Annotated in this window: 16 protein-coding genes and 1 riboswitch; of the genes, 13 read left to right on the forward strand and 3 right to left on the reverse strand. The window is 52.3% G+C overall.

Annotation, left to right across the window (positions count from 1 at the left end; translation table 11 throughout):
• The first annotated feature begins 153 nt into the window (after window positions 1-153).
• Window positions 154-316, forward strand: a riboswitch (M-box (ykoK) riboswitch).
• 515 nt (window positions 317-831) lie between these two features.
• Window positions 832-3,567 (forward strand): magnesium-translocating P-type ATPase, encoded by a 2,736-nt coding sequence (gene mgtA / locus BBD38_RS09445; RefSeq protein WP_066687388.1) that lies wholly within the window; start codon window positions 832-834, stop codon window positions 3,565-3,567.
• A gap of 148 nt (window positions 3,568-3,715) precedes the next feature.
• On the opposite strand, the gene BBD38_RS09450 is transcribed toward mgtA, so the two are convergent.
• Window positions 3,716-5,158, reverse strand: a complete 1,443-nt coding sequence (locus BBD38_RS09450; protein ID WP_066687396.1) for a GntR family transcriptional regulator — start codon at window positions 5,156-5,158, stop codon at window positions 3,716-3,718.
• 148 nt (window positions 5,159-5,306) lie between these two features.
• Here BBD38_RS09450 and BBD38_RS09455 point away from each other — a divergent pair, with 148 nt between their 5' ends.
• From BBD38_RS09455 to BBD38_RS09465, 3 genes are read left to right on the forward strand one after another with little or no spacing between them, the layout of a single operon-like run.
• Window positions 5,307-5,726, forward strand: coding sequence for an Hpt domain-containing protein (locus tag BBD38_RS09455; RefSeq protein ID WP_082989587.1), 420 nt, complete (start codon window positions 5,307-5,309; stop codon window positions 5,724-5,726).
• 24 nt (window positions 5,727-5,750) lie between these two features.
• Window positions 5,751-7,796, forward strand: a complete 2,046-nt coding sequence (locus BBD38_RS09460) for a bifunctional diguanylate cyclase/phosphohydrolase (protein ID WP_066687397.1) — start codon at window positions 5,751-5,753, stop codon at window positions 7,794-7,796.
• Between the two features lie 16 nt (window positions 7,797-7,812).
• Window positions 7,813-10,203 carry a PAS domain-containing hybrid sensor histidine kinase/response regulator gene (locus tag BBD38_RS09465; RefSeq protein WP_066687399.1) on the forward strand — a complete coding sequence of 797 codons (2,391 nt, stop codon included), beginning with the start codon at window positions 7,813-7,815 and terminating at the stop codon, window positions 10,201-10,203.
• 116 nt (window positions 10,204-10,319) lie between these two features.
• On the opposite strand, the gene BBD38_RS09470 is transcribed toward BBD38_RS09465, so the two are convergent.
• Window positions 10,320-11,330: an FUSC family protein gene (locus tag BBD38_RS09470; protein WP_235829122.1), complete on the reverse strand. Its 1,011-nt coding sequence runs from the start codon at window positions 11,328-11,330 to the stop codon at window positions 10,320-10,322.
• A gap of 179 nt (window positions 11,331-11,509) precedes the next feature.
• Here BBD38_RS09470 and BBD38_RS09475 point away from each other — a divergent pair, with 179 nt between their 5' ends.
• Genes BBD38_RS09475 through BBD38_RS09485 form a run of 3 tightly spaced genes read left to right on the forward strand, consistent with a single transcriptional unit; the run spans window position 11,510 to window position 13,461 of the window.
• Window positions 11,510-11,944 (forward strand): MarR family winged helix-turn-helix transcriptional regulator, encoded by a 435-nt coding sequence (locus BBD38_RS09475; protein WP_066687403.1) that lies wholly within the window; start codon window positions 11,510-11,512, stop codon window positions 11,942-11,944.
• Window positions 11,945-11,953: 9 nt separating this feature from the next.
• Window positions 11,954-12,454 carry a methylated-DNA--[protein]-cysteine S-methyltransferase gene (locus BBD38_RS09480; RefSeq protein WP_066687405.1) on the forward strand — a complete coding sequence of 167 codons (501 nt, stop codon included), beginning with the start codon at window positions 11,954-11,956 and terminating at the stop codon, window positions 12,452-12,454.
• A 29-nt stretch (window positions 12,455-12,483) separates the two neighbouring features.
• Window positions 12,484-13,461, forward strand: coding sequence for a carbohydrate kinase family protein (locus BBD38_RS09485; protein ID WP_066687408.1), 978 nt, complete (start codon window positions 12,484-12,486; stop codon window positions 13,459-13,461).
• Window positions 13,462-13,519: 58 nt separating this feature from the next.
• Here the strand turns inward: BBD38_RS09485 and BBD38_RS09490 are convergent, their stop codons facing one another.
• Window positions 13,520-14,314, reverse strand: coding sequence for an SDR family NAD(P)-dependent oxidoreductase (locus tag BBD38_RS09490; RefSeq protein WP_066687411.1), 795 nt, complete (start codon window positions 14,312-14,314; stop codon window positions 13,520-13,522).
• A gap of 254 nt (window positions 14,315-14,568) precedes the next feature.
• Between BBD38_RS09490 and BBD38_RS09495 the strand changes: the two genes are divergently transcribed.
• The 6 genes from BBD38_RS09495 (at window position 14,569) to BBD38_RS09520 (ending at window position 21,807) form a co-directional block, all read left to right on the forward strand.
• On the forward strand, window positions 14,569-15,696 hold the full coding sequence (locus tag BBD38_RS09495; protein ID WP_066687413.1) for an ROK family transcriptional regulator: 1,128 nt from the start codon (window positions 14,569-14,571) through the stop codon (window positions 15,694-15,696).
• Window positions 15,697-15,883: 187 nt separating this feature from the next.
• Entirely contained in the window at window positions 15,884-16,960 is a 1,077-nt protein-coding gene (locus BBD38_RS09500) for an alcohol dehydrogenase catalytic domain-containing protein (protein WP_066687415.1), read from the forward strand.
• Window positions 16,961-17,169: 209 nt separating this feature from the next.
• Entirely contained in the window at window positions 17,170-18,660 is a 1,491-nt protein-coding gene (locus tag BBD38_RS09505) for a sugar ABC transporter ATP-binding protein (RefSeq protein ID WP_066687417.1), read from the forward strand.
• 13 nt (window positions 18,661-18,673) lie between these two features.
• Window positions 18,674-19,645: an ABC transporter permease gene (locus BBD38_RS09510; protein ID WP_066687419.1), complete on the forward strand. Its 972-nt coding sequence runs from the start codon at window positions 18,674-18,676 to the stop codon at window positions 19,643-19,645.
• A 12-nt stretch (window positions 19,646-19,657) separates the two neighbouring features.
• Entirely contained in the window at window positions 19,658-20,674 is a 1,017-nt protein-coding gene (locus tag BBD38_RS09515) for an ABC transporter permease (protein ID WP_066687421.1), read from the forward strand.
• Window positions 20,675-20,739: 65 nt separating this feature from the next.
• Window positions 20,740-21,807, forward strand: a complete 1,068-nt coding sequence (locus BBD38_RS09520; RefSeq protein WP_066687424.1) for an autoinducer 2 ABC transporter substrate-binding protein — start codon at window positions 20,740-20,742, stop codon at window positions 21,805-21,807.
• Window positions 21,808-21,885: the final 78 nt, after the last annotated feature.

Genomic DNA, 21,885 nt, shown 5'->3' on the forward strand with positions numbered 1-21,885 from the left:
GGATAAGGCTGCCTGCCGAAAGCGGCGGAGCTGCGGAATTTTCCCGGGGCGGGGAGCGCTGTCCGCAACGGAAAAGTTTTATTAAAATTTTCCGTTTTGCCGCCCGGCTATTGACATCTTAACCAAACAGGCATATACTAACCACGAAATAGAATATGGCTTCGGTAAGTGAGGCTACCAAAGGGATACGGGTTGCTGCCGCGGATTTGTGGAGACACGATGAGCAGGTTTGAACAGTCCATGTCGAAATACAAGGCATGGAATAATGCAACAACATTGCCCTTAGGAGCCAAAGCTCAAACGATGGCAGAGAATGAATTGATCCGTTGCTGTTGTTTTGGGCAAGGGATTTTTTTATGGAAAGGAAGAGTGCAGATGGACGGCGACAGTAGACACCGAACAAGGATGGATATTTTGACAGCATCAAACTATGTTTTACAGCGGCGTGCCGGCGTCTGTATGCCTATTTGACATGCGCATGGCAAAAACGTTATAACGTGCCGGTATCCATCGTTGCAGGAAATAAATTTCCAAAAGCAAACGGTGGATTTTTTATTTGTCCTTCAGCGGGCTGCGAGCCACATCTGGACGTCGCGGGAAGCTGTATAACACCCAAGCGGTGATAATATAAACAATTCAAAGCAAAAGTGAGGTGAGAAGAATGGAGACCGGAAGTAAAAACGGCGAAAACCCCGGGGGGCGCCACCGAATGAACGAAGACCTGAAACCAAACCGGTTTCCGTTCTTCCGATCAATCAAATAGCCTTTTAGGGTTTTGGCTGTACTTCCTTACGAACTCGGTTATGACAATCCCCAAGGAGGTATGGACCAATGGAAAAAGTATTACAGGCGAATAAAGCCAGGAATAGGAAAGTAAAAATTTCCGCGGAAGAGCTCCGCAAAAAAGAAGTAACGCAGCGGATGCGGTATGCCGCCACGGCCGAAGAAAACGCTTTGCTGAACAAGCTGGGCACGACGACGGATGGAATCAGCGTAGACCTTGTCGCGGGCGCCCGGGAGCAGTTCGGCGACAATACGGTGCAGCATGGGAAAAAGGAATCGCTGTCCGCGCGGCTGGTGAAAGCGTTTATCAATCCGTTCACGCTGATTTTGCTTTGCCTCGCCACGGTATCATTTTTTATGGACGTAATGATGGCGGACCCCGGCGAAGCCGACCCGATGACGGTCATCATTATTATGGCAATGGTGGGGATTTCCGGCATCCTGCGGTTTGCGCAGGAGACAAGGAGCGGCAACGCGGCGGAAAACCTTTTGAAAATGATTAAGACGACGACCTGCGCGCAGCGCCTGGGAATGGGAAAAAAGGAAATTCCGCTGGGCGAAGTTGTGGTGGGCGATATCATCTACCTTTCGGCGGGGGATATGATTCCCGCCGACCTGCGCATCCTGCGTGCCAAGGACTTGTTTTTGAGCCAGTCCTCGCTGACGGGGGAAAGCGAACCCGTGGAAAAGACCGCGGAGCCATGCCGGGAAAAGTACGGCGCGCTTACGGCGTACCCGAACCTTGCGTTTATGGGTAGCGACGTAATCAGCGGCAGCGCGACGGGCGTTGTCGTCGCCACGGGCGGGGATACGGTCTTTGGCGAAATGGCGCAGGGCGTTGCGGAAAAACCCGTGCAGACCAGCTTTGAAAAGGGCGTGAATTCGGTTTCGTGGGTACTCATTCGCTTCATGCTGGTGATGGTTCCCATCGTGCTGTTCATCAACGGTTTTACAAAGGGGAACTGGATGGAGGCGCTGCTTTTCGCAATTTCGGTGGCGGTCGGCCTGACGCCGGAAATGCTGCCGATGGTGGTGACAACCTGCCTTGCAAAGGGCGCGGTCGCGATGTCCAAGGAAAAGACCATCATCAAGAACCTGAACGCGATCCAGAACCTTGGCTCCATTGATATCCTGTGCACGGATAAGACGGGGACGCTGACGCAGGACAAGGTTGTGCTGGAATACCACCTGAATATCCACGGCGAGGACGACGTGCGCGTGCTTAGGCATGGCTTTTTAAACAGCTATTTCCAGACGGGGCTCAAAAACCTCATGGACAAGGCGATCATCCGGCGCACAAAAGAGGAAGCGGAGGAGGATAAGCAGCTCGCGGGGCTGACTACATTTTACACGAAGGTAGACGAAATTCCGTTTGATTTTGAGCGCCGCCGTATGAGCGTCGTGGTGAAGGATATTTACGGGAAAACGCAGATGATTACCAAAGGCGCGGTGGAAGAAATGCTGTCCATTTGCAGCCACGCGGAATACGAGGGAAAGGCGATCGCGCTTTCAAAAGAAATCAAGCGGTATATCCTGGAAAAGGTAGACGCTTTAAACAACGACGGCATGCGCGTGATCGCGGTTGCGCAGAAGACGAATCCCTCTCCTGTCGGCGCGTTTTCCGTCGAGGATGAAAAGGATATGGTGCTGATCGGATATCTTGCGTTCCTCGACCCGCCCAAGGAATCCACCGCGAAGGCAGTCCGGGCCCTGCGGGAACATGGCGTTGCCGTAAAGGTGCTGACGGGGGACAACGACAAGGTGACGCGCTGCATTTGCAGGCAGGTTGGGATACAGGCGAATGAAATGCTGCTGGGGGACGATATCGACGCGATGACGGACAGCCAGCTTGCGGAACGGGCGCAGCGCATCAGCGTGTTTGCCAAGCTTTCGCCCGCACAGAAGGCTCGTATCATTTCCGTGCTGCGCGACGCGGGGCATTCGGTGGGCTATATGGGCGACGGGATCAACGACGCCGCGGCGATGAAAGCGTCCGACGCGGGTATCTCCGTAGATACCGCGGTGGATATCGCCAAGGAATCCGCGTCCGTGGTGCTGCTGGAAAAGGATTTGATGGTGCTGGAAAAGGGAATTGTGGAAGGCCGCAAGACGTATGCCAACATGATTAAATACATCAAAATGACGGCAAGCTCCAACTTCGGAAATATGTTTTCCGTGCTGGTGGCAAGTGCGTTCCTGCCCTTTATGCCGATGATGTCGATTCACCTGATCCTGCTTAACCTGATCTATGATTTAAGCTGCACGGCGATACCGTGGGACAATGTGGATAAGGAATTCCTGGCGGCACCGCGCAAGTGGGATGCGTCGTCCATCGGCAAATTTATGGTGTGTATCGGGCCGACAAGCTCGGTGTTTGATATCACGACCTACCTGCTGATGTATTTCGTCATCTGCCCGATGATGTGCGGCGGCCTGCTGTTCCACCAGATCACGGACCCGGCGACGCAGGCGCTGTATATCGCGATATTCCAGGCGGGGTGGTTCGTGGAATCCATGTGGAGCCAGACGCTGGTTATCCATATGATCCGCACGCCGAAAATCCCGTTTATCCAGAGCCACGCGTCCGCGCCGCTTACCTTGCTGACGTTCACAGGCATCGCGGCGCTGACGGTCATCCCGTTTACGCCGTTTGGCAGCATGATCGGGCTGGCCGCGCTGCCGCCGGTATACTTTGCCTGGCTGGCGCTCACCATAGCCTGTTATATGGTGCTGGCGACGGTTGCGAAGAAGCTGTTTGTCAGGAAATACGGGGAGCTTCTATAACGCACAGGGCGAAAAGCAAACCCGCAGGGCGGGATGCGGGAAATACATTTTAAGTGCACGGCAAAGGCGGGGCACATGGCCCCGCCTTTGACATGCTTTTAAACATCGTGGCAGTACGGTCCGGGAATGATTCATACAGGTTCTTCCCTTATTCGCCGACAGAGGCGAGGAAAGCGGCCCTAGCCTGTCCGTATATTTCCGAGAAGGTGAACTCCATAGCATTCAGGAAAGCGGAACAGTCGCCGGTTTTGACCGCTTCAATGTAATTACGGACCCCGTTTCCTACCTTTTCCGGCGCAAAATGTAGATTTTCGCCTGCCGCCTCCAGATAATATCCCCACAGCATTACCTGGTTAAGCTGTTCATAAATATTGCGGAGGGAATAATAAGGGGACAGGCGGATCAAGTGCCCGACAATAACCTGGATTGCGATTGAATTGATATGGCCGCCTTCTGCATGATCCAGTTTTTCTTCCAATTGGCGGATATGCTGTTCCTCCATTAAAGGAAAAATGAGACCGGCGTTGGCACGGGCGGTCACCACCATTATTTGCATGGCGTCAAGGAACAATTCCACCCGCCTGCGGATTAAGGGTTCTTTCAGCTCGACGCTTCCCCTTTTCACCTTGTTTTTCCCGGCAATGACGGTTCCTTTTTTATCCAGCGTCCGCACCGCACCGATCAGGTTCAGGAAAGACAATGCACGGCTTGCGGTATCTTTTACTACGCCGTATTGGCGCATCAGTTCGGGGATGGAAGGTAAATACTGATTTTCTTTAAATTCACCGACCGCGATCCGGCGCAGCAGGGACATTGCAAGCTCGGCATATAACTCCGAATGCCCCCTCGACACAAACCAGAGACGGTTTTCCGTGGCTTGCTCTTCGGGTGCGGCGATATTCTCCAGGGAATCCATATATTGGTTTGCGGCAGTGCATGCGGAGGAATACATTGCCCGGATACGTTGGCCGAGCAGTTCATAAGAGCCGGATTCGATCAGGCCGAAAGCCGATTCAAGCCAGGACTTTGCACGGGATACCAGTTCCCGGAAAGGCTCCCTGGTTTTTAAAAATGGAGAATCGGGGACCTGAAGAAAGTTTTCGGCATCGGCTTCAAGGTCCATAACCAAGGCGCTGTGAAAAGGACGGAGTAAAGCGGTGAAAAAGCTGCGGGCATGATGATAGACCTCTGCCTGCGTTGCTCCCGCTTTGATACGATGGATAGCCGACTGCAGACGGTTAAGGTCGGCAAGGGTGCAGCGGCGCGCGCCTTCCGTATAAAGCGGGGGCATGAGGACGCCCAGCCCCCGGAAAGCATCGGATATACCCGCCCTGCGCCGCAGCAGGCAGGCGGCATACGATTCCGGCGTACCCTGAAAGGTGATCTTTGCGCGCCGTCCCGCCGAGGAATGTACGTATCCGGCGGCGGACAGCATTCGGATTACTTTTCGGACGGTGGTAATGCCGGCATTATATTCACGGCATAATTCAGATTGGGAAGGCAGTTGCCCGCCGGGCATGAGAAGGCCGCATTCAATTTGCATCACAAGGGAATTGTATAAATATTCGTAATAATGACGATCCTGCCGCAAGGAGGCACCCCCTTTTATACTTCCTTTAATGTTATATTAACATGTTCGGGAATCCGCTTCAACTTGATTAATTCCACCGGTTCGGGTACAATATAGCTGTAGCCAAAACAGGAAAGTTTTCCGGAAAGAATTATCCGGAAGGGAACGCATGACGGACACTTCGCTTTGGGATGCCGTTAAAGCGGAAGAACAGCAAAGTCAGGAGAACCAGGTGACGATAGAAGAATGTTATGCCGGGCTTGGATCAAGCTATGAAAAGGTGGTCGCGCGGCTTGGAAAAAGGGAACGCGTAGAGAAATTCCTCTCCCGTTTTCCCGCGGATGAAAGCTATCCTACCCTTTGCGGGGCGATAGAGGAAGGGCGCGGAGAGGAAGCGTTCCGCGCGGCCCATTCGCTAAAGGGAATTTGTATGAACCTGGGCCTCGAAACCCTGTATGGGGCGGCAAACGCCCTTACGGAGGCATTGCGCGGACGGCGGGTTACAGGGGAGGCGAAAATGCTCTTTGCGCAGGTGCGGAATGAATATGACCGCACGACATCGTACATTGGAAAATTGGCAGAGCCATAATCATACGGAAAGAATATATTTGAAATGAAAAAGAAACCATTGCTCCTGATTGTGGACGATACCGAGATGAACCGGGCCATGCTGGCGGATATGCTGGCGGCGGACTGCGAGATTATTGAAGCGGGAAACGGCGTGGAGGCCATCGAAATCCTGGAACGGCGGCGCCACGAACTGTCGCTTGTGCTGCTCGATATTGTCATGCCCAGAATGGACGGCTTTGAAGTCCTTGCCGTCATGAATAAAAATGGATGGATTCAGCAGGTCCCGGTTATTACCATTTCTGCAGAAACCGCTTCCTCTTATATTGACCATGCGTTCGATTTGGGCGCAACCGACTACATCAGCCGTCCCTTTGACGAAAAGACGGTTCAGCGGCGCGTGCGGAATACCATTATGCTTTATTCCAAGCAAAAGGCGCTTGAAGGCATGGTGGCCGAACAGATTGTGGAAAAGGAACGGAATAATTTCCTGATGGTGGAAATCCTGTCCAACATTGTTGAATTCAGGAATGGGGAATCCGGCCTGCATGTGCTGCATATCCGTATCCTGACGGAGATTTTATTGAGGAAGCTGCTGGAAATGACCGACCGGTATTCAATTTCGGCTTCCCGCCTGGCGCTGATTGTCAACGCGTCCGCTTTGCACGACATTGGGAAAATTTCGATTCCGGAAGAAATTTTGAATAAGCCCGGCAGGCTAACGGCGGAAGAATTTGAAATTATGAAAACACACAGCGCCGTCGGGGCGCAAATTATGGAAAATGCGCTTCAGCATCATCACGAGGCGCTGATTCAAATTGCCTATAATATTTGCCGCTGGCACCACGAGAGGTATGACGGGAAGGGATACCCCGACGGGCTGGAAGGGGAGGAGATTCCGATTGAAGCGCAGGTGGTGGCCCTCGTGGACGTATATGACGCGCTGACCAGTATACGGATTTATAAACCGGCTTATTCGCACGGGGAAGCGATGCGCATGATTCTTGCCGGCGAATGCGGCTCCTTCAGCCCGCTTTTGCTTGAATGCCTGAAAAGCGTGGGCCCGCACCTTACGGAGGAATTGAAGGTCCGCTCCATCGACGCGGTTTCCGAAGGCAATATCCGGGAATTATCCAGCCAGATGCTTGTGGACAGCCAGGTTTCCCACCGCACTTTTTCGCTCCTCGAGCAGGAACGGACAAAGTATCAGTTTTTTGCTTCCATGTCCAATGAAATCCAGTTTGAATACAGCTACCAGACAGATATATTGACATTGTCGGAATGGGGTGCGGAGCAGCTTGGCTGCGGGACGGTTATCGAGCGCCCGGAACGCAATAAGGAGCTGGGCGGGGTTATTTCCGGGGAGGATTACCAGGATATTAAGCGCCGCCTGCATGCCGTTTCGCCCGAGCATCCGATTGTAAGCAATATTTATTGCCTGCGCGTAAAGGAAGAGAACCGGTGGTATAAGGCGGTGGCGCGGCCCATTTGGGATGGGGAAACGCAGGAAAGGATGGTCAGCGTCATTGGTAAATTTACAGACGTCCATGAAGAGCAGCTGCGGCTTGAAAAGCTGAAAAGGCAGGCGGCGCAGGATTCGCTGACCCATTTGAGCAACCATTCCGCCGCACGGGAAATAATTGGCAAACGGCTGGCCGTCCACGGGAATCAATCCGCCGTCGTATTATTTGATTTGGACAACTTTAAAGAGGCGAATGACAAATACGGACACATGTTCGGCGACGAAGTATTAAAGCATGTGTCGCGGGAGATTCGCAGGAGTATGCGCGAGGAGGATATTGCGGCCCGCATCGGCGGGGACGAATTCCTGCTGTATATTGAGTATAAGGGAAATGTGGAGGATATTATTCGGCGAATATTCAATACCCTACATGGAAGGTATAAAAAATTTGAAATATCCGTCAGCATGGGGATTGCGCTTGCGCCGGAAAACGGCGTGAAGTATGAGAAACTGTTCCATGCCGCCGACCAGGCGCTTTACGCGGCAAAAAAGGATGGAAAAAACAGGTATTGCTTCTATGATGATTCGCTGGAAGGACTTTTAAGCGTATTATCGCCGATGGATCATTGAATTGGGGAGAGAAATTATGGATGGACAAAAAACAGGCGGCTCGATGAAGGGTTATGAATACGATACTCTGATGAATATGCTGCATGTGAGCGTCAGCAAACATTTACTGGACGACCATTTTACGCTGGTGTGGGCCAACGATTTTTATTACGAGATGATCGGATATCAAAAGGAAGAATATGAGACACTCTACCATAACCGTCCGGACCTTTATTACCAAGGCGATCCGGAGGCGTGGAAAAAGCTTGGCGAGACCGTTATCGGCGCTTTGCAGGAAGGGAAGAAAGGCTACAGCATCGTTACGCAGATGCGCCACAAGAGCGGGGAATACCGGTGGGTGCAGCTTTCGGCTACGTTTGTGGACGAATATATCGACGGCTGCCAGGTTTCCTATTCGGTGATGACCGACATCAGCGACGTGATGCAGACCAAGCTGGAACAGTCGGTCACATATGACAACCTCCCCGGATTTGTCGCAAAATACCGGGTGGAGAAGGACCTGGGCTTCAAGCTGATCGAAGCGAACAAGCGGTTCATTGAGTTTTTTGGAGAGGAAAGCTGGAAAAACGAAGGCTGCTCCGTATTCCGTGAAAACGTGATGCGGAACGCGCAAACCTTCGAGGCGCATAAAGAGGAATTGCTATCGGGGAAACCGGTTCATTTTACGGTGCGCATGCGCAGCTGCAGCGGCAGGGAAGCATGGCTCCAGATCAATGCGGACTGTGTGGACTGGCAGGACGGCGACCCCGTTTACCTTGTGATCTACATTGACGTTACCAATGAAACAGAGCTGCGTGAAATGCAAAAAAAGCTGGAAAAGCAGGCGGAAGAACTGCGCGACGCGCTCCGGCAGGCGGAGGAGGCCAACCGGGCGAAGTCGGACTTCTTTTCCCGGATGTCGCATGATATCCGTACGCCGATGAATGCAATCCTGGGGATGCGCGATATTGCACTGGCACATTTTGACGACCGGGACAAGGTCAGGGACTGCCTGAAAAAAATCGGCCTGTCCGGCCAGCATCTTTTGGGGCTTATCAACGACGTGCTCGATATGTCAAGGATTGAAAACGGCGAAATGGCGCTTCGCAGCGATACGGTTTTCCTGCCCGAAGAGCTGGAGAACGTCGTGACCATCATGCAGCCGCAATTCAAGCAAAAGGAACAGGCGTTTTCGATCCGGCTGCAGGGCGTGATGCACGAGCAGTTCGTGGGGGACGCCCTCAGGCTGAGGCAGGTGTTCCTGAATATCCTTTCCAATGCCTGCAAATTCACGCCGGTGGGCGGCAGGATTACCATGGACGTCAGGGAAACATTTATGAAGGGCGCGGATACCGCGCTGTTTACGTTTACGATTGCAGACACGGGAATCGGGATGCAGCCGCAATTCCTGGAGCATCTCTTTGACGCGTTCAGCCGGGAGCGGGACAGCCGTGTGGATACGATCGAAGGAAGCGGCCTTGGCATGGCGATTACAAAAAAAATTGTCGAACTGCTCGAGGGAAAAATAGAGGTGCAAAGCAAGCCGTCGCAGGGAACGACCTTCTGCGTGACGCTTCCATTGAAAATCGAGGAAGCGCCCCTGTGCGACGAAACGTTTCCCGGACTTAACATTATCGTGGCGGACGACGATGTTGTTATGTGCGAATATACCGTCGAGACGCTGCAAAAGCTTGGCGTTTACGCCGAGTGGACGGACAGCGGCAGACAGCTTGTCGAGAAGGTTCGGGAGCGCAGGCGCAAGGGAGAAACATATGACGCAGTGATCCTCGACTGGAAGATGCCGGGGCAGGACGGCCTTCAAACGGCCCGGGAGATACGCAAAATTTGCGGGGATATACCGATTTTAATTATCTCCGCATATGATTGGAGCGATATTGAGAAGGAGGCGCGGACGGCGGGAATTACGGGATTTCTGTCTAAACCGGTTTTTGCTTCCACACTGTGCCGCGGACTCCAGCGGTATGTGCTGGGGGAACAGCCGTCTGCAGGGGATTCCAGGGAATATCCTGCCGCGGATTTTGCAGGAAAACGTTTCCTGCTGGTAGAAGACAACCTGCTGAACCAGGAGGTGGCGCTGGAGCTTCTGGCCGACGCCGGGGCAGCGGTGGATGTCGCCTGCGACGGCGCACAGGGAGTCGAGGTATTCAGGCAGTCGCAGGAAGGGGCCTACGATATGGTTTTAATGGATATCCAAATGCCGGTTATGGACGGGTACACGGCGGCCCGGGCGATCCGTGCGCTGGAACGCGGGGATGCGCGCACGGTTCCAATCCTTGCCATGACGGCCGACGCCTTTGCCGAGGACATTGCCGCCGCAAAGGAAGCGGGAATGAATGGGCACTTAGCAAAGCCGCTTGACGAAAGGACGCTGCGGCGCGAAATCGGGAAATATCTCCTGGAAAAATAGCGCGGGAAATTTTCCGCCGCCGGTCCGCGGGCTACATGGGAGAGGGCGGTGCGGCGCCCGTTTTACCGAAATCAAAAAGACGCATTGTGAGGTGCGTCTTTTAGTTTGGCGGCGGTTTACCGGTGTTCGGGTATTTCGCGGAGGAGCGTGTCGCGTTTCCTGAGGCTTGCTTTCATCAGCTTTTCAAAGCCCCACAGCGCAAGGACGATCAGGATACCGGCGGCAAGGCAAAGGAAGCGCGTGCCAAGGGCGGCGCCGGGATCAAGCAGGACCAGCGAAGCATTCAAGGCGCAAATTGCGTTTACAATTTGCGTATATTTATATTCCGTGGTGAAAAAGCTCAGGTATCCGATCAGGAGGATAACAACCAAGGCGTATTGACGCGGAACCAGTATGGCGAAAACAGCCGTGAATATAATCCCTCCGACGATTGTCGCCAGCGCACGGTATTTGATACGGTGGACGGTTTCGGTAAGCTCTATTTGCGTCAGGGACATCACGACAATACTGATCCACAGGGGCCGGGTGAAATGAAGTGCCATGCCAATGAACATCGCGATGGAGAGGCCGAGCGACATCCGCATCATGTAGCCGTGGTTTTTAGCGCACAGTTTAGCCTGCTCCCGGAAGGTCCTGCCATTTGTGCCATAATGTTTCTTTTTCCACCAAATAAGGATACCCGCTGCAACAATAGCGCTGCCGGTGAGGAGGGAAGCGAGCCGCATGGGGAATGCCTCCGGCGGAACCGGATTTGCCTGGCAGAATATAAAGCAAAGCAGGAAACTGATCGAGGTTTTCATCAGGCGGGGTTCCGTACTTAAAACCAGGATCAGTATGGTAAACAGGAAATTGACCGGGAGAGCGGCCCAGGGAGTAAGCAAAGCCGCCTGCGCGGCAATTCCGCTCCCGACATATAAGACAAATGTAGTAATGGCCATCGGAAGGGGGCGGATTCCAAGGTCTGTCCCGGGAATCATTGTGAAACCGACGCACATTGCAACGGACGGCAAAATATTTTCTATTCCAAATAGAATCTGAAAAAAATAAGAAAAGCCCACATTGAAGGAAAAACGAAGGGCGTTTTCCAGAATGATTTTTCCTGTTTTTTTATGTACTGTTTCCTGCACGGGCACAAGCCAAGCCTCCTATTTTATACGGAACCTTTATATTACTTGCTTTCACACCTTACCTGCTATAGAATAAGTAAAACGGGCGGCATGATAGTCATGTATAGACGATAGTAAATATATATTTACTAATAGTTTATGCCTGGGGCCTGCGTTTGTCAACATCGGGAGGTAGAAAGGTGCAGTCGGAACGTTTTATCGAAAATTTATTTGCGGTTTTACCATACTGGCACTACAAAATTGTGAAGCCGTTCGGCGCTTTGCTGAAGGCGCAAATGGGCATGGAGGCCTATTACTGCCTGCAGACGCTTCGCCAGTGCGGCTCAATGACCATGACGGAGCTCGCCGGGCGGCTGAAAATCACAAAGCAGCAGGCCACCAAAACAGTGGAAAAGCTTTATGAAAAAAATTTTGTCAGCAGGATTTATGGGGAACGGGACAGGCGGTTTATCCATATTAAGATCACGGAGGAAGGACGCAGGTATCTGGAAGGTATTTTCCGCCAGGATGAAAACCTTGTGGAAAGGCTGGAGGAGAAAATAGGGAAAGAGGACGTAAAGGCCCTTGGAGAAGCGGTGGAAACGCTGCTCCGGGTCTTGCCGAAAGTGGATTAGGAGGGGCCGATGAAACAGGCATATTTTTACGGGACACGCCTTGGCAGGATTGGGATTGCCGGGGAAGGGGATTATGTTACAAATATATTTTTTGGAGGCACGGTGCGTCCGGAATCCTTTGAGGAGCGGGAAACGCCGCTTTTAAAACGTGCCGCGGAGGAGATAAAAGAGTATCTGGACAGGAAACGGATGATGTTTGATATACCGCTTTTACCGGCGGGAACGGAATTTGAGAGGGCGGTGTGGGACGCGCTGCTGGAAATTCCTTTCGGGGAAACGCGGACCTATGGACAAATCGCGGAGCGGATCGGACGCCCAAAGGCGTGCCGCGCCGTCGGCCGGGCCAACGGCAGGAATCCGATTTCGATCCTGATTCCCTGCCACCGCGTGATTGGCGCGGGTGGCGCGCTCACCGGATATGCGGGCGGCCTCGACATGAAAAGGGAATTGCTGGACATTGAAAAAATTTCCTGTAAAGAAACTTGCGGCCGGGTACAAAAGACATTATAATCAAAGAAAAGGAATCGGGAGGCAATCCTATGTATGATGTGACGGCGATTGGGGAAGTGTTGATTGATTTTACACCGGATGGGGTAAACGAGCAGGGAATCGCCCGGTTTGCGCGGAACCCGGGAGGCGCGCCGGCAAACGTGCTTGCCATGAACGCGAAGCTTGGCGGCAGGACGGCCTTTATTGGCAAGGTAGGCCGGGATGATTTCGGGAAATTCCTGGTGAGTGTCCTCGAAGGAAGCGGAATCGATACGAGGGGCGTCGTAATGGACGCGGACGTCAACACGACGATTGCGTTTGTGCAGCTGAATGAATTTGGCGACAGGTCGTTCAGTTTTTACCGGAAGCCGGGGGCGGACATGATGCTCCGGGAAGATGAGCTCTTGTGGGATATTATTTCGGACAGCCATATTTTCCATTATGGGTCGATTTCGTTTACGGACGATCCGTGCCGGGCGGCGGCGCACGCCGCAATCCGCTATGCGAAGGACAAGGGCAAGCTTATGAGCTATGATCCCAATTACAGGCCGTTTTTGTGGGACGAGGAAGAGCGGGCTGTAAAAGAAATCATGAACGGGCTTCCGATGGCGGATATCCTGAAGGTATCGGAGGAGGAAATGCTGCTGCTTACCGGGGAAACCGACCTTGAAACGGGTGCGCGGAAGCTGAGGGAACAGGGGCCCGGGCTGGTGCTCGTATCGCGCGGCGAATTTGGGTCTTTTTACTGCGCGGCCTGCGGAACGGGGCAGATGCCGGCGTTCCGGGTCAGCGTGGTGGATACGACGGGATCGGGCGATGCGTTCCTTGGAGCGGTGCATTACCGCCTGAAGGACAGGAGCGCGGAGGAGCTGGACAAGCTGACAAAAGAGGAGCTTGACGATATTCTTGATTTTGCAAATGCGGCGGGCGGCCTTACGGCCACAAAACGCGGGGCGATTCCATCCATGCCTACGCTCGATGAAATCGAGGAGTGCCGGAAAAACGTGCCGAGGGCAGAATGTAAATAAGGTTAAAAAAAAGAACTGCAACCCTATGGCTGCAGTTCTTTTTTGAAATGAAAAATACTTATTGAGTGGTAATTTCTTTTTCCTTTGCATATTCATATGCGCGGTATGGATTCTGGACCTTGAAAAAGCCGCCGTCCACACCGATGATCTCTCCCGTGACGTATCCCGCGCCGGGGGAGGTCAGGAAACAAACGAGCGCGGCCGCGTCTTCGCCGTTTCCAAAACGCTGGAGGGCGATTTGCTTTACCTGCACGTCGCCGCGTTCTACGATCATGGAATCCGTCATGTCCGTATGAATGATGCCCGGGGCATAGGCGTTTACGGTAATTCCATAGGGGGCGAGTTCGCCCGCCGCCGTTTTTGTCATCATGTCGATACCGGCCTTGCTGGCCGCGTAAGCAATGAGCCCGCAATCGGCAAATGTGCTCGAAATAGAGGAAGCATTGGCAATCCGTCCGTAATGGTTCTTCTTCATATAGGGAACGCATGCCTGGATCATATGCAGCTGCCCCTTAAAATTGGTGTTGAACACACGGTCGAAATATTCATCCGTAATGTCCTCGATGAAGCAAAAATCAAAGATACCGGCATTGTTCACTAAAATATCGATCCTGTCGTGTTTACCGCCTATTTTCCGCACGGCGCAGTCTACCGAGGATTTATCGGAAACGTCACATTGGACGACCTCCGATTCGGGAGAATAATTTCTCATTTTCCCAAGCGTTTCCTGTGCGCTTTTTTCATCCGAACGGTACAGCGCGAAAACGATATTTCCCTCCCGGGCAAGGCCGATGCTGATAGCCTGGCCCATGCCGCGTGTTCCGCCCGTTACAATTGCTACCCTTTTTTCCATCACTGGCACCCCTTTAATAATTAAATAGCTTTTTTAAAACTGATTTACTTATCTTGCGTTCATAGTATCACTGCTTTTTTTCCATGTCAAGAAGAATTCTGCAAATCGGTGGAATTTTTTGGACGGAAGGAAATATTTTCGTGAAAATTCATGTGAAAAAATTATCAAAAATAGGTTGAAATTGAAGAAAAACTATATTATACTCGAAATGATAGTTTTATAAAACGCTTTTAAAAAATAAGGATGGATGAGCGATGGAACAGGGAAAGTCCGGAATGGACATTAAGGGGATGAACCGAAAAAAAATATATGAGTTTTTACGGAAGGGCAGGTCGGTATCCAAGCAGGATATTGTTTATGCGCTTCAGCTGAGCCTGCCTACGGTAACGCAGAATTTGCAGGAATTGCAGGAGAAGGGGCTCCTCGATACGGCGGGAAAGATCGGAAACACGGGCGGACGGAACGCGACGGCGTTTACATTCATCAGCGACGCAAAGGTGGCGGTCGGGATCGATATCCAAAAGCACCACAGCACGGTTGTGGTCGTCGACCTGGATGGTAAGGTGATCGAAACATTAAGGAAGCAGGTAGATTTTTCCATGACGGATGAATATTACCGCAAGCTTGGTGAGGCGGTCGGCGAAATTGTGGAAAAGACCCGTACCGATCCCCAAAAGGTTTTGGGCGTCGGACTGGGCGTGCCCGGGCTGATTTCCGGGGATGGGCAGGAGGTTGTTTACGGGCGTATTCTAAACTTTACCGGGGAAACCTGCGCTAATTTTTCCAAATATATCCCTTACCGGTCCTTGCTTTATAACGACGCAAACGCCGCGGGCTTTGCGGAAATCTGGTCTCTGCACAATATCGAAAATGCTTTCTATATCTGCCTGAGCAACAACATCGGCGGTTCGGTGCTGCTGGACAACAAGGTGTATGAAGGCGATAACCAGCGCAGCGGGGAGGTCGGCCATATGACGGTTGTGGCAGATGGACGGCCGTGCTATTGCGGGCAGTACGGGTGCCTTGAAACCTATTGCTCGGCCACCGTGCTGTCTGACACGACGGGCGGCGACCTGGGCGCCTTTTTTGAAAAGCTGGGCGGCGGCGACACGGAAAGCAAGCTGTTATGGGATTCCTATCTGCGCTACCTGTCGCTGGCGGTCAATAACCTGCGGATGCTGTTTGATTGCAAAATCATTATCGGGGGATATGTGGGCGCATATATCGACGGATATATGGAACAGCTTTGGGAAATGGTGCGCCAGCGCAATATGTTTGGGGACGATCCGGAACGATTTTTGCTGCCCTGCCAATATAAGACGGAGGCAATTGCCGCGGGTGCGGCGCTGCCGTTTGTCGCGGAGTTTTTTGAACAAATCTGATTAGACGGAAAATTTGCAGCGGAGCCATATTGGCTCCGCTTTTTTGTTGCGCGGTTTGGATTTTAAAATTTTGTGATTGACTTTCCTGGAAATATTGATATACTGTAAAAATATAAAATGCTTTTATTAAATATATTAATAAAAGTTATTTAATAAAATAGCGAAAAAGAAAGGGCGGGATCGATTTATGAAAAAAATACCTGAAACAATGAAAGCGCTTGTAGCGTATGGCCCCGGAGAATATAAATTAGTGAAAGATTTTCCGACGCCGGATTGCGGCCCGGACGATATTATCATCAAAACGGAAGGGTGCGGGATTTGTGCGGGAGACTTGAAATGCCAGCACGGGGCTTCGCGTTTTTGGGGGGACGGCATGCAGCCCGCCTATGTGGAACCACCGTTTATCCCCGGGCATGAATTCCTGGGAACTGTAGTGGATAAGGGGGCCAATGTGGCGGAGTACGAGATTGGAGACCGCCTGACGGCGGACCAGATTGTCCCGTGCGGGGAATGCGAATATTGCCGCACAGGGCGCTACTGGCTGTGCGAGCCGCACAATGTATTTGGCTTTAAAAATTTTTTGAATGGCGGAATGGCGGAATATGTACGTTATCCAAAGACGGCGGTGCTGCACCGTGTTCCCAAGGAAATGCCGCTCCTTGACGCGCTGCTTGTGGAGCCGTACGGCTGCTCGAAGCATGCGGTGGACAGGGCGGAAATTACGAACGAGGACTTTGTGGTGATTTCCGGCGCCGGGTCTCTGGGACTCGGGATGATTACCTATGCCCGGATGAAGAATCCGGCGAAGCTTGTCGCCCTGGATATTCTTCCCGGCCGGCTTAAAAAGGCGGAAGAGTTCGGAGCAGACATGGTGATGAACCCCGGGGAGGAAGATGTCGCGCAAAAAGTGCTGGAAATGACGGACGGCTACGGATGCGACGTCTATATCGAGGCGACCGGGCATCCGTCGAGCGTAATACAGGGTCTGAAAATGATCCGCAAGCAGGGCCGGTTCATCGAATTCAGCGTATTTTCCGGTGAAACGTCCGCCGATTGGTCCATTATTGGGGACGGGAAAGAGCTTGAGCTCCGGGGTTCCCAGCTAAGCCCTTATTGCTTTCCGTTTGTCATCGAACACATCATGAACGGAAATTTGAAAACGGCGGGCGTCGTATCAAAAACATTTGCGCTGGACGATTGGGAAGAGGCGTTTGACTGTGCTGCGGGAAAATATGGCGATTTTAAAATTGCCATCACCTTCTGACCGTTTGGATAAATCGAGGCTTCCATTCAATTAAGTAAGGCTATTTTATAAAAAAGATTTATAAAAAATATTGACAATTCAAATTCATGAATTTATAATGAGGTCAACAATTAAAGTTTCATTTCATACAACTTATTCGAAACAACAACGCAGCGGCCTTAAATAAAATTGTGAAACGACAGCAGATTTTCCGGGAGAGGGGAGAAATCATGCAGACTTTTTTGGAGATTGACCATATCAGCAAAACATTTCCGGGAGTAAAAGCACTCAGCGACGTTCATTTTGATATTTATCCCGGGGAAGTACATTCCCTGGTGGGCGAAAACGGTGCGGGAAAATCCACGCTGATAAAAATTATGTCGGGCGTCTACCAGCCGGATGAAGGCGGGACAATCAGGATCAACGGGAAAGAAACCAAAATACACAACGCAATGGATGCAATCCGGCAGGGGATTGCCGTCATTTACCAGGATTTCAGCCTGTTCGGGAACCTGAGCGTGGCGGAGAACATCGTTATCAACCAAGTGATTGAAAAAAACCGCCAGGTGCTGAACTGGAAGGAAATCCGCAAAAAGGCGGCGGAGGCGCTCCGCATCGTGGGGGCGGATATCAGTCCGCTGGAAACGCTGGAAAACCTTTCGGTTGCAAAGCAGCAAATGGTTGCGATTGCAAGCGCGGTGGCGCAGAAGGCGCAGATGATTATTATGGACGAGCCGACCTCGGCGTTATCGACAACTGAGGTGGAAACGCTTTACGGGATCATTGAAAAGCTGAAAGCGGAAAATATTGCCGTGATGTTCGTAAGCCATAAAATGGATGAGCTGTTCCGGATCAGCGACCGCTTCACCGTGTTCCGGGACGGGCAGTATATCAGGAGCTGCAAAAAGGAAGAAATTGACCGCGGCGGCCTTATTTCGCTGATGGTGGGCAGGAAAATTGAATTTGACAGCCTTGCCAACCCGGTGCAAAATCCCGAGGTGGTGCTGGAGGTTTCCCACCTGAGCAAAAAAGGAAATTTTAAAGACGTATCCTTTGAGCTCCATAAAGGCGAAATATTGGGGATTACAGGCCTTGTCGGCGCGGGACGCAGCGAGATGGTGCAGGCGCTTTTCGGGCTGAACCGGCCGGACAGCGGAAGCGTAAAAATTGACGGCAAGGAGGCGCATATCGATAATACGTGGAGCGCCGTCGATGCGGGGATCGGTTATATCCCGGAGAGCAGGCAGACCCAGGGCCTGGTGCTCGATAAATCGGTAGCGGAAAATATCGCGCTGCCGCAGCTTAAAAAATATACAGGGAAATTTGGTTTTGTGAACCGGAAAAAGCAAAAAGAGACCGTAGGCGAATGGGTGGAAAAGCTGGATGTGCGCCCGCGGAACGAAGAATTGCTCGCGATGCAGCTTTCCGGCGGAAACCAACAAAAGGTGGTTCTTGCAAAATGGATTGCCACGAACGCAAAGATATTGATTGTCGACGAACCGACAAACGGGGTCGACGTAGGCGCGAAATCTGAAATCCATAAAATATTACGGCAGCTTGCGGACCAGGGCACGAGCCTGATCGTGATCTCGTCCGAACTGCCGGAAATTCTTGCCGTGAGCGACCGTATCCTTGTGATGCGGCGGGGCAGGATTTCGGGTGAGTTTGTGAACAAGGACCTGACGCAGGAACTTATTATGGACAAAGCGGTCGTGAGCTGAGGGAGGACGCAAAATGGTAAAAAGCTTGGTGAAAAAAAGGGAATTTACGATTTTTATGATCGTAGTCGTGATTGCGGTGGTAATTGCGATTTCTAACAGCGTCTTCCTGCGGCCGGATAACATCATCGACGTGCTGAAAAGCAATTCGGTAATCGGCATTATGGCGCTTGGGATGCTGCCCGTATTGATCTCCGGCGGCATCGACGTATCGGTATCGTCGACAATCGCCCTGTGCGCGGTGATTTCCGGGAAGCTGCTTACAATCAGCGGGGCGAATCTCTTTGTCGTATTGATCGTATCGATTGCGGTCGGCGCGGCGGTCGGCCTCGCAAACGGCCTGATTATTTCAAAATTGAAAATATCCCCGATTGTTGCGACGCTGGGCACGATGTCCATCGTCCTCGGAGCGGTGCTTTATTGGACAAACGGGGAATGGATCACAAACCTGCCGGAGGATTTCAAAAGCTTCGGAACGGCGACGGTTGCGGGAATTCCAATCCAGGTCATAATCTTTATCGCCCTGATTGCGGTTACGGCGCTGATTTTGAAATATACGCTTGTCGGCCGCGGCGTTTATGCAATCGGCGGCAGCACGTCGTCGGCGGTGCGCGTCGGCTATAACGTGGATAAGATACAAACGCTGATTTATGTGTTTACCGGCATGACGGTGGGTCTTGCGGCGGTGGTCCATACGTCGATTGTGCAGCAGGTGGACCCGAATACGTTTACGGGCCTGGAAATGGACGTCATTGCCTGCGTGGTTATCGGCGGGGCAAGCACCATGGGCGGCTCGGGCTCCGTTACCGGTACCGTGCTGGGCGTGCTGTTGATGGCGATTATGAAAAACGGGCTCATTCTTGCACGGATTCCCACCTATTGGCAGGATATCGTGGTCGGCCTGATTATCGTGTTCGCGGTTTCCATCGACGTACTGAACAGAAACCGCGAACAGGAAAAGCTTGTTCGCGTAGACGTAGAAGAATAAGGAGGGCGGGACATGAAAGCATTCAAAACACTGAAAGAAAAATATGCAAACGAATTGACACTCGCCTGCATTTTTATCGCAGTTTTTATCATATTGGGTATTCTCGCGCCGGATAAGTTCCTGACGGCCTATAACCTTGGGTCCATGATGTCGCAAATGCCCGAGCTTGGCCTGCTGTCCCTTGGGATGATGGCGGCAATTTTGACCGGCGGCATGAACCTTTCCATTTGCTATATTGCTTCCCTTTCCGGGATTTTCGCGGCCTATGTGCTGTCGAGCGACTTTGCGGCGACAAACGTGGGGATTGGAATCGCGGCGGCAATTGGGGCGGCGATGCTGATCGCCGTGATAACGGGATTAATCAACGGCGGTGTGATTGCCTATATCGGCGTTGCGGCGATGCTCGTGACACTCGGAACGATGACGCTGTTCCAGGGAATCGCAACCAATATTACCCAGGGCGGCGCGATTTCCGGTTTTCCGGAGGAATTCATGGCGCTTGGAGGAGGAAACGTCTTCGGAATCCCTGTTCCTATGCTGATTTATATCGGGGCGATTATCGCAGCGTACCTGCTTCTTGAACGGTCTGCATGGGGATCGCGGGTTTATATGACGGGCTGCAATGAAACGGCCGCAAGGTTTTCCGGAGTAAACACCAAGGCCACGGTTTTGAAGGTCTACATATTCTCGAGCGTGATGGCGGCGATCGGCGGATTGATTATGATTTCACGGTATAACTCGGCGCGTGTGGATTATGGTTCTTCTTACCTGATGATGAGCATTTCGGCGGTGGTTCTTGGCGGGACGAGCATCATGGGGGGACATGGCTCCGTGATTGGCACGGTAATTGCCGTTGGCATTATCCAGATTGTAACAACCGGCCTTAATGTCCTGGGGATCAACCGCTACCTGATCGATATTATCATAGGCGCAATCCTGATCGGCGTGCTGGCAATCCGTTTCCTGAGCAGGAGACTTTCGGACCGCAATCTTGTAAAGGCCCGGGCGGCAAAAGTGGGCGCGCAATAACAGGCAATTTAATTTCCGAACGCTGCGGCGTTCCGAACTATCAATAAATCCAGGAGGAAATGATTATGAAAAAGCTATTGGCAATTTTGCTCGCGGCGGTGATGGTGTTCTCGCTTGCCGCTTGTGCGGGCGGTACAGACGCGGGCGGCAGTGCCGCCGCATCGGCATCTGCGGAAGCGTCTGCCCCGGCGGCTGATGCGTCCGACACCGGGGAACCGGCTTCCGGCGCAGGCGACGGCGATTATAAAATTGCGGTTGTTCCCAAGCTGATCGGGATTCCATACTTCACGCAGACCGGCGACGGCGCCAAAGCGGCGGGGGACGAAATCGGCGTAGAGGTAACCTATACCGGGCCTTCCAAAGCGGATGCGGCGGAACAGGTTAAGATGATCGAAGACCTGATTGCGCAGGGCGTGGATGCAATTGCGGTTGCCCCCAACGACCCGGCGGCGGTTGTCCCAGCGCTTGAAAAGGCAAAAAATGCAGGGATCGTCTGCCTTGACTGGGACGCCCCGGTAGATAACGAAAAGCTGATCGACGCATCCATCCATCAGATCGAGGATAAGGAATTTGCGGAACATTCCATCGATATGCTGGTTGAGGCAATGGGCGACAGCGGGGACTATGCAATCCTGACGGGTTCGCTTTCCGCACCCAACCAGAACCTGTGGATCGACTATGCAAAGACCTATGCGGCAGAAAAATATCCCAACCTGAACCTTGTGACAGACCCGATTCCCACGGAAGAAAAGCAGCAGGAGGCTTACAGCAAAACGCTTGACCTCGTTAAGGCGTACCCGGACCTTAAGGGCATTGTAGGCTATGCGACGGTTTGCCCGCTGGGCGCGGCGCAGGCAATTCGCGAAAAAGGGCTGCAGGACCAGATTGCGGTTGTCGGTACGGCGGTGAAAGAGGATGCACAGGAGTTTATTGAAGACGGTTCCCTCGACATCGCGTTCCTGTGGAATACGCAGGACCTCGGAGCGCTTACCGTTAAAGTTGCAAAGTATCTGCTGGACGGAAACGAGCTTTCCAACGATATGGTGATTGACGGCTTCCCGGACATCTCGGTGGACGGAAATGTCGTATACCTCGGACCGCCGGAAGACTATACCAAGGATACCTATAAGTAATTAAAAAAACGTAACGGGGAAGGCTGGAATTTTTCAGCCTTCTTTGTGTTTTAAGCCGTGCAGGCGCCGGATTGCCGG

The sequence above is a fragment of the Christensenella intestinihominis genome (genome assembly GCF_001678845.1).
GTDB classification, from domain to species: Bacteria; Bacillota; Clostridia; order Christensenellales; family Christensenellaceae; genus Christensenella; species Christensenella intestinihominis.

Coding starts and splice junctions, on each gene's coding strand:
- BBD38_RS09465 (WP_066687399.1), top strand. CDS start 7,813: ATGGATGGACAAAAAACAGGCGGCTCGATGAAGGGTTATGAATACGAT.
- BBD38_RS09510 (WP_066687419.1), top strand. CDS start 18,674: ATGGTAAAAAGCTTGGTGAAAAAAAGGGAATTTACGATTTTTATGATC.
- BBD38_RS09500 (WP_066687415.1), top strand. CDS start 15,884: ATGAAAAAAATACCTGAAACAATGAAAGCGCTTGTAGCGTATGGCCCC.
- BBD38_RS09480 (WP_066687405.1), top strand. CDS start 11,954: ATGAAACAGGCATATTTTTACGGGACACGCCTTGGCAGGATTGGGATT.
- BBD38_RS09520 (WP_066687424.1), top strand. CDS start 20,740: ATGAAAAAGCTATTGGCAATTTTGCTCGCGGCGGTGATGGTGTTCTCG.
- BBD38_RS09505 (WP_066687417.1), top strand. CDS start 17,170: ATGCAGACTTTTTTGGAGATTGACCATATCAGCAAAACATTTCCGGGA.
- BBD38_RS09515 (WP_066687421.1), top strand. CDS start 19,658: ATGAAAGCATTCAAAACACTGAAAGAAAAATATGCAAACGAATTGACA.
- BBD38_RS09490 (WP_066687411.1), bottom strand. CDS start 14,314: ATGGAAAAAAGGGTAGCAATTGTAACGGGCGGAACACGCGGCATGGGC.
- BBD38_RS09460 (WP_066687397.1), top strand. CDS start 5,751: ATGAAAAAGAAACCATTGCTCCTGATTGTGGACGATACCGAGATGAAC.
- BBD38_RS09455 (WP_082989587.1), top strand. CDS start 5,307: ATGACGGACACTTCGCTTTGGGATGCCGTTAAAGCGGAAGAACAGCAA.
- BBD38_RS09495 (WP_066687413.1), top strand. CDS start 14,569: ATGGAACAGGGAAAGTCCGGAATGGACATTAAGGGGATGAACCGAAAA.
- BBD38_RS09485 (WP_066687408.1), top strand. CDS start 12,484: ATGTATGATGTGACGGCGATTGGGGAAGTGTTGATTGATTTTACACCG.
- mgtA (WP_066687388.1), top strand. CDS start 832: ATGGAAAAAGTATTACAGGCGAATAAAGCCAGGAATAGGAAAGTAAAA.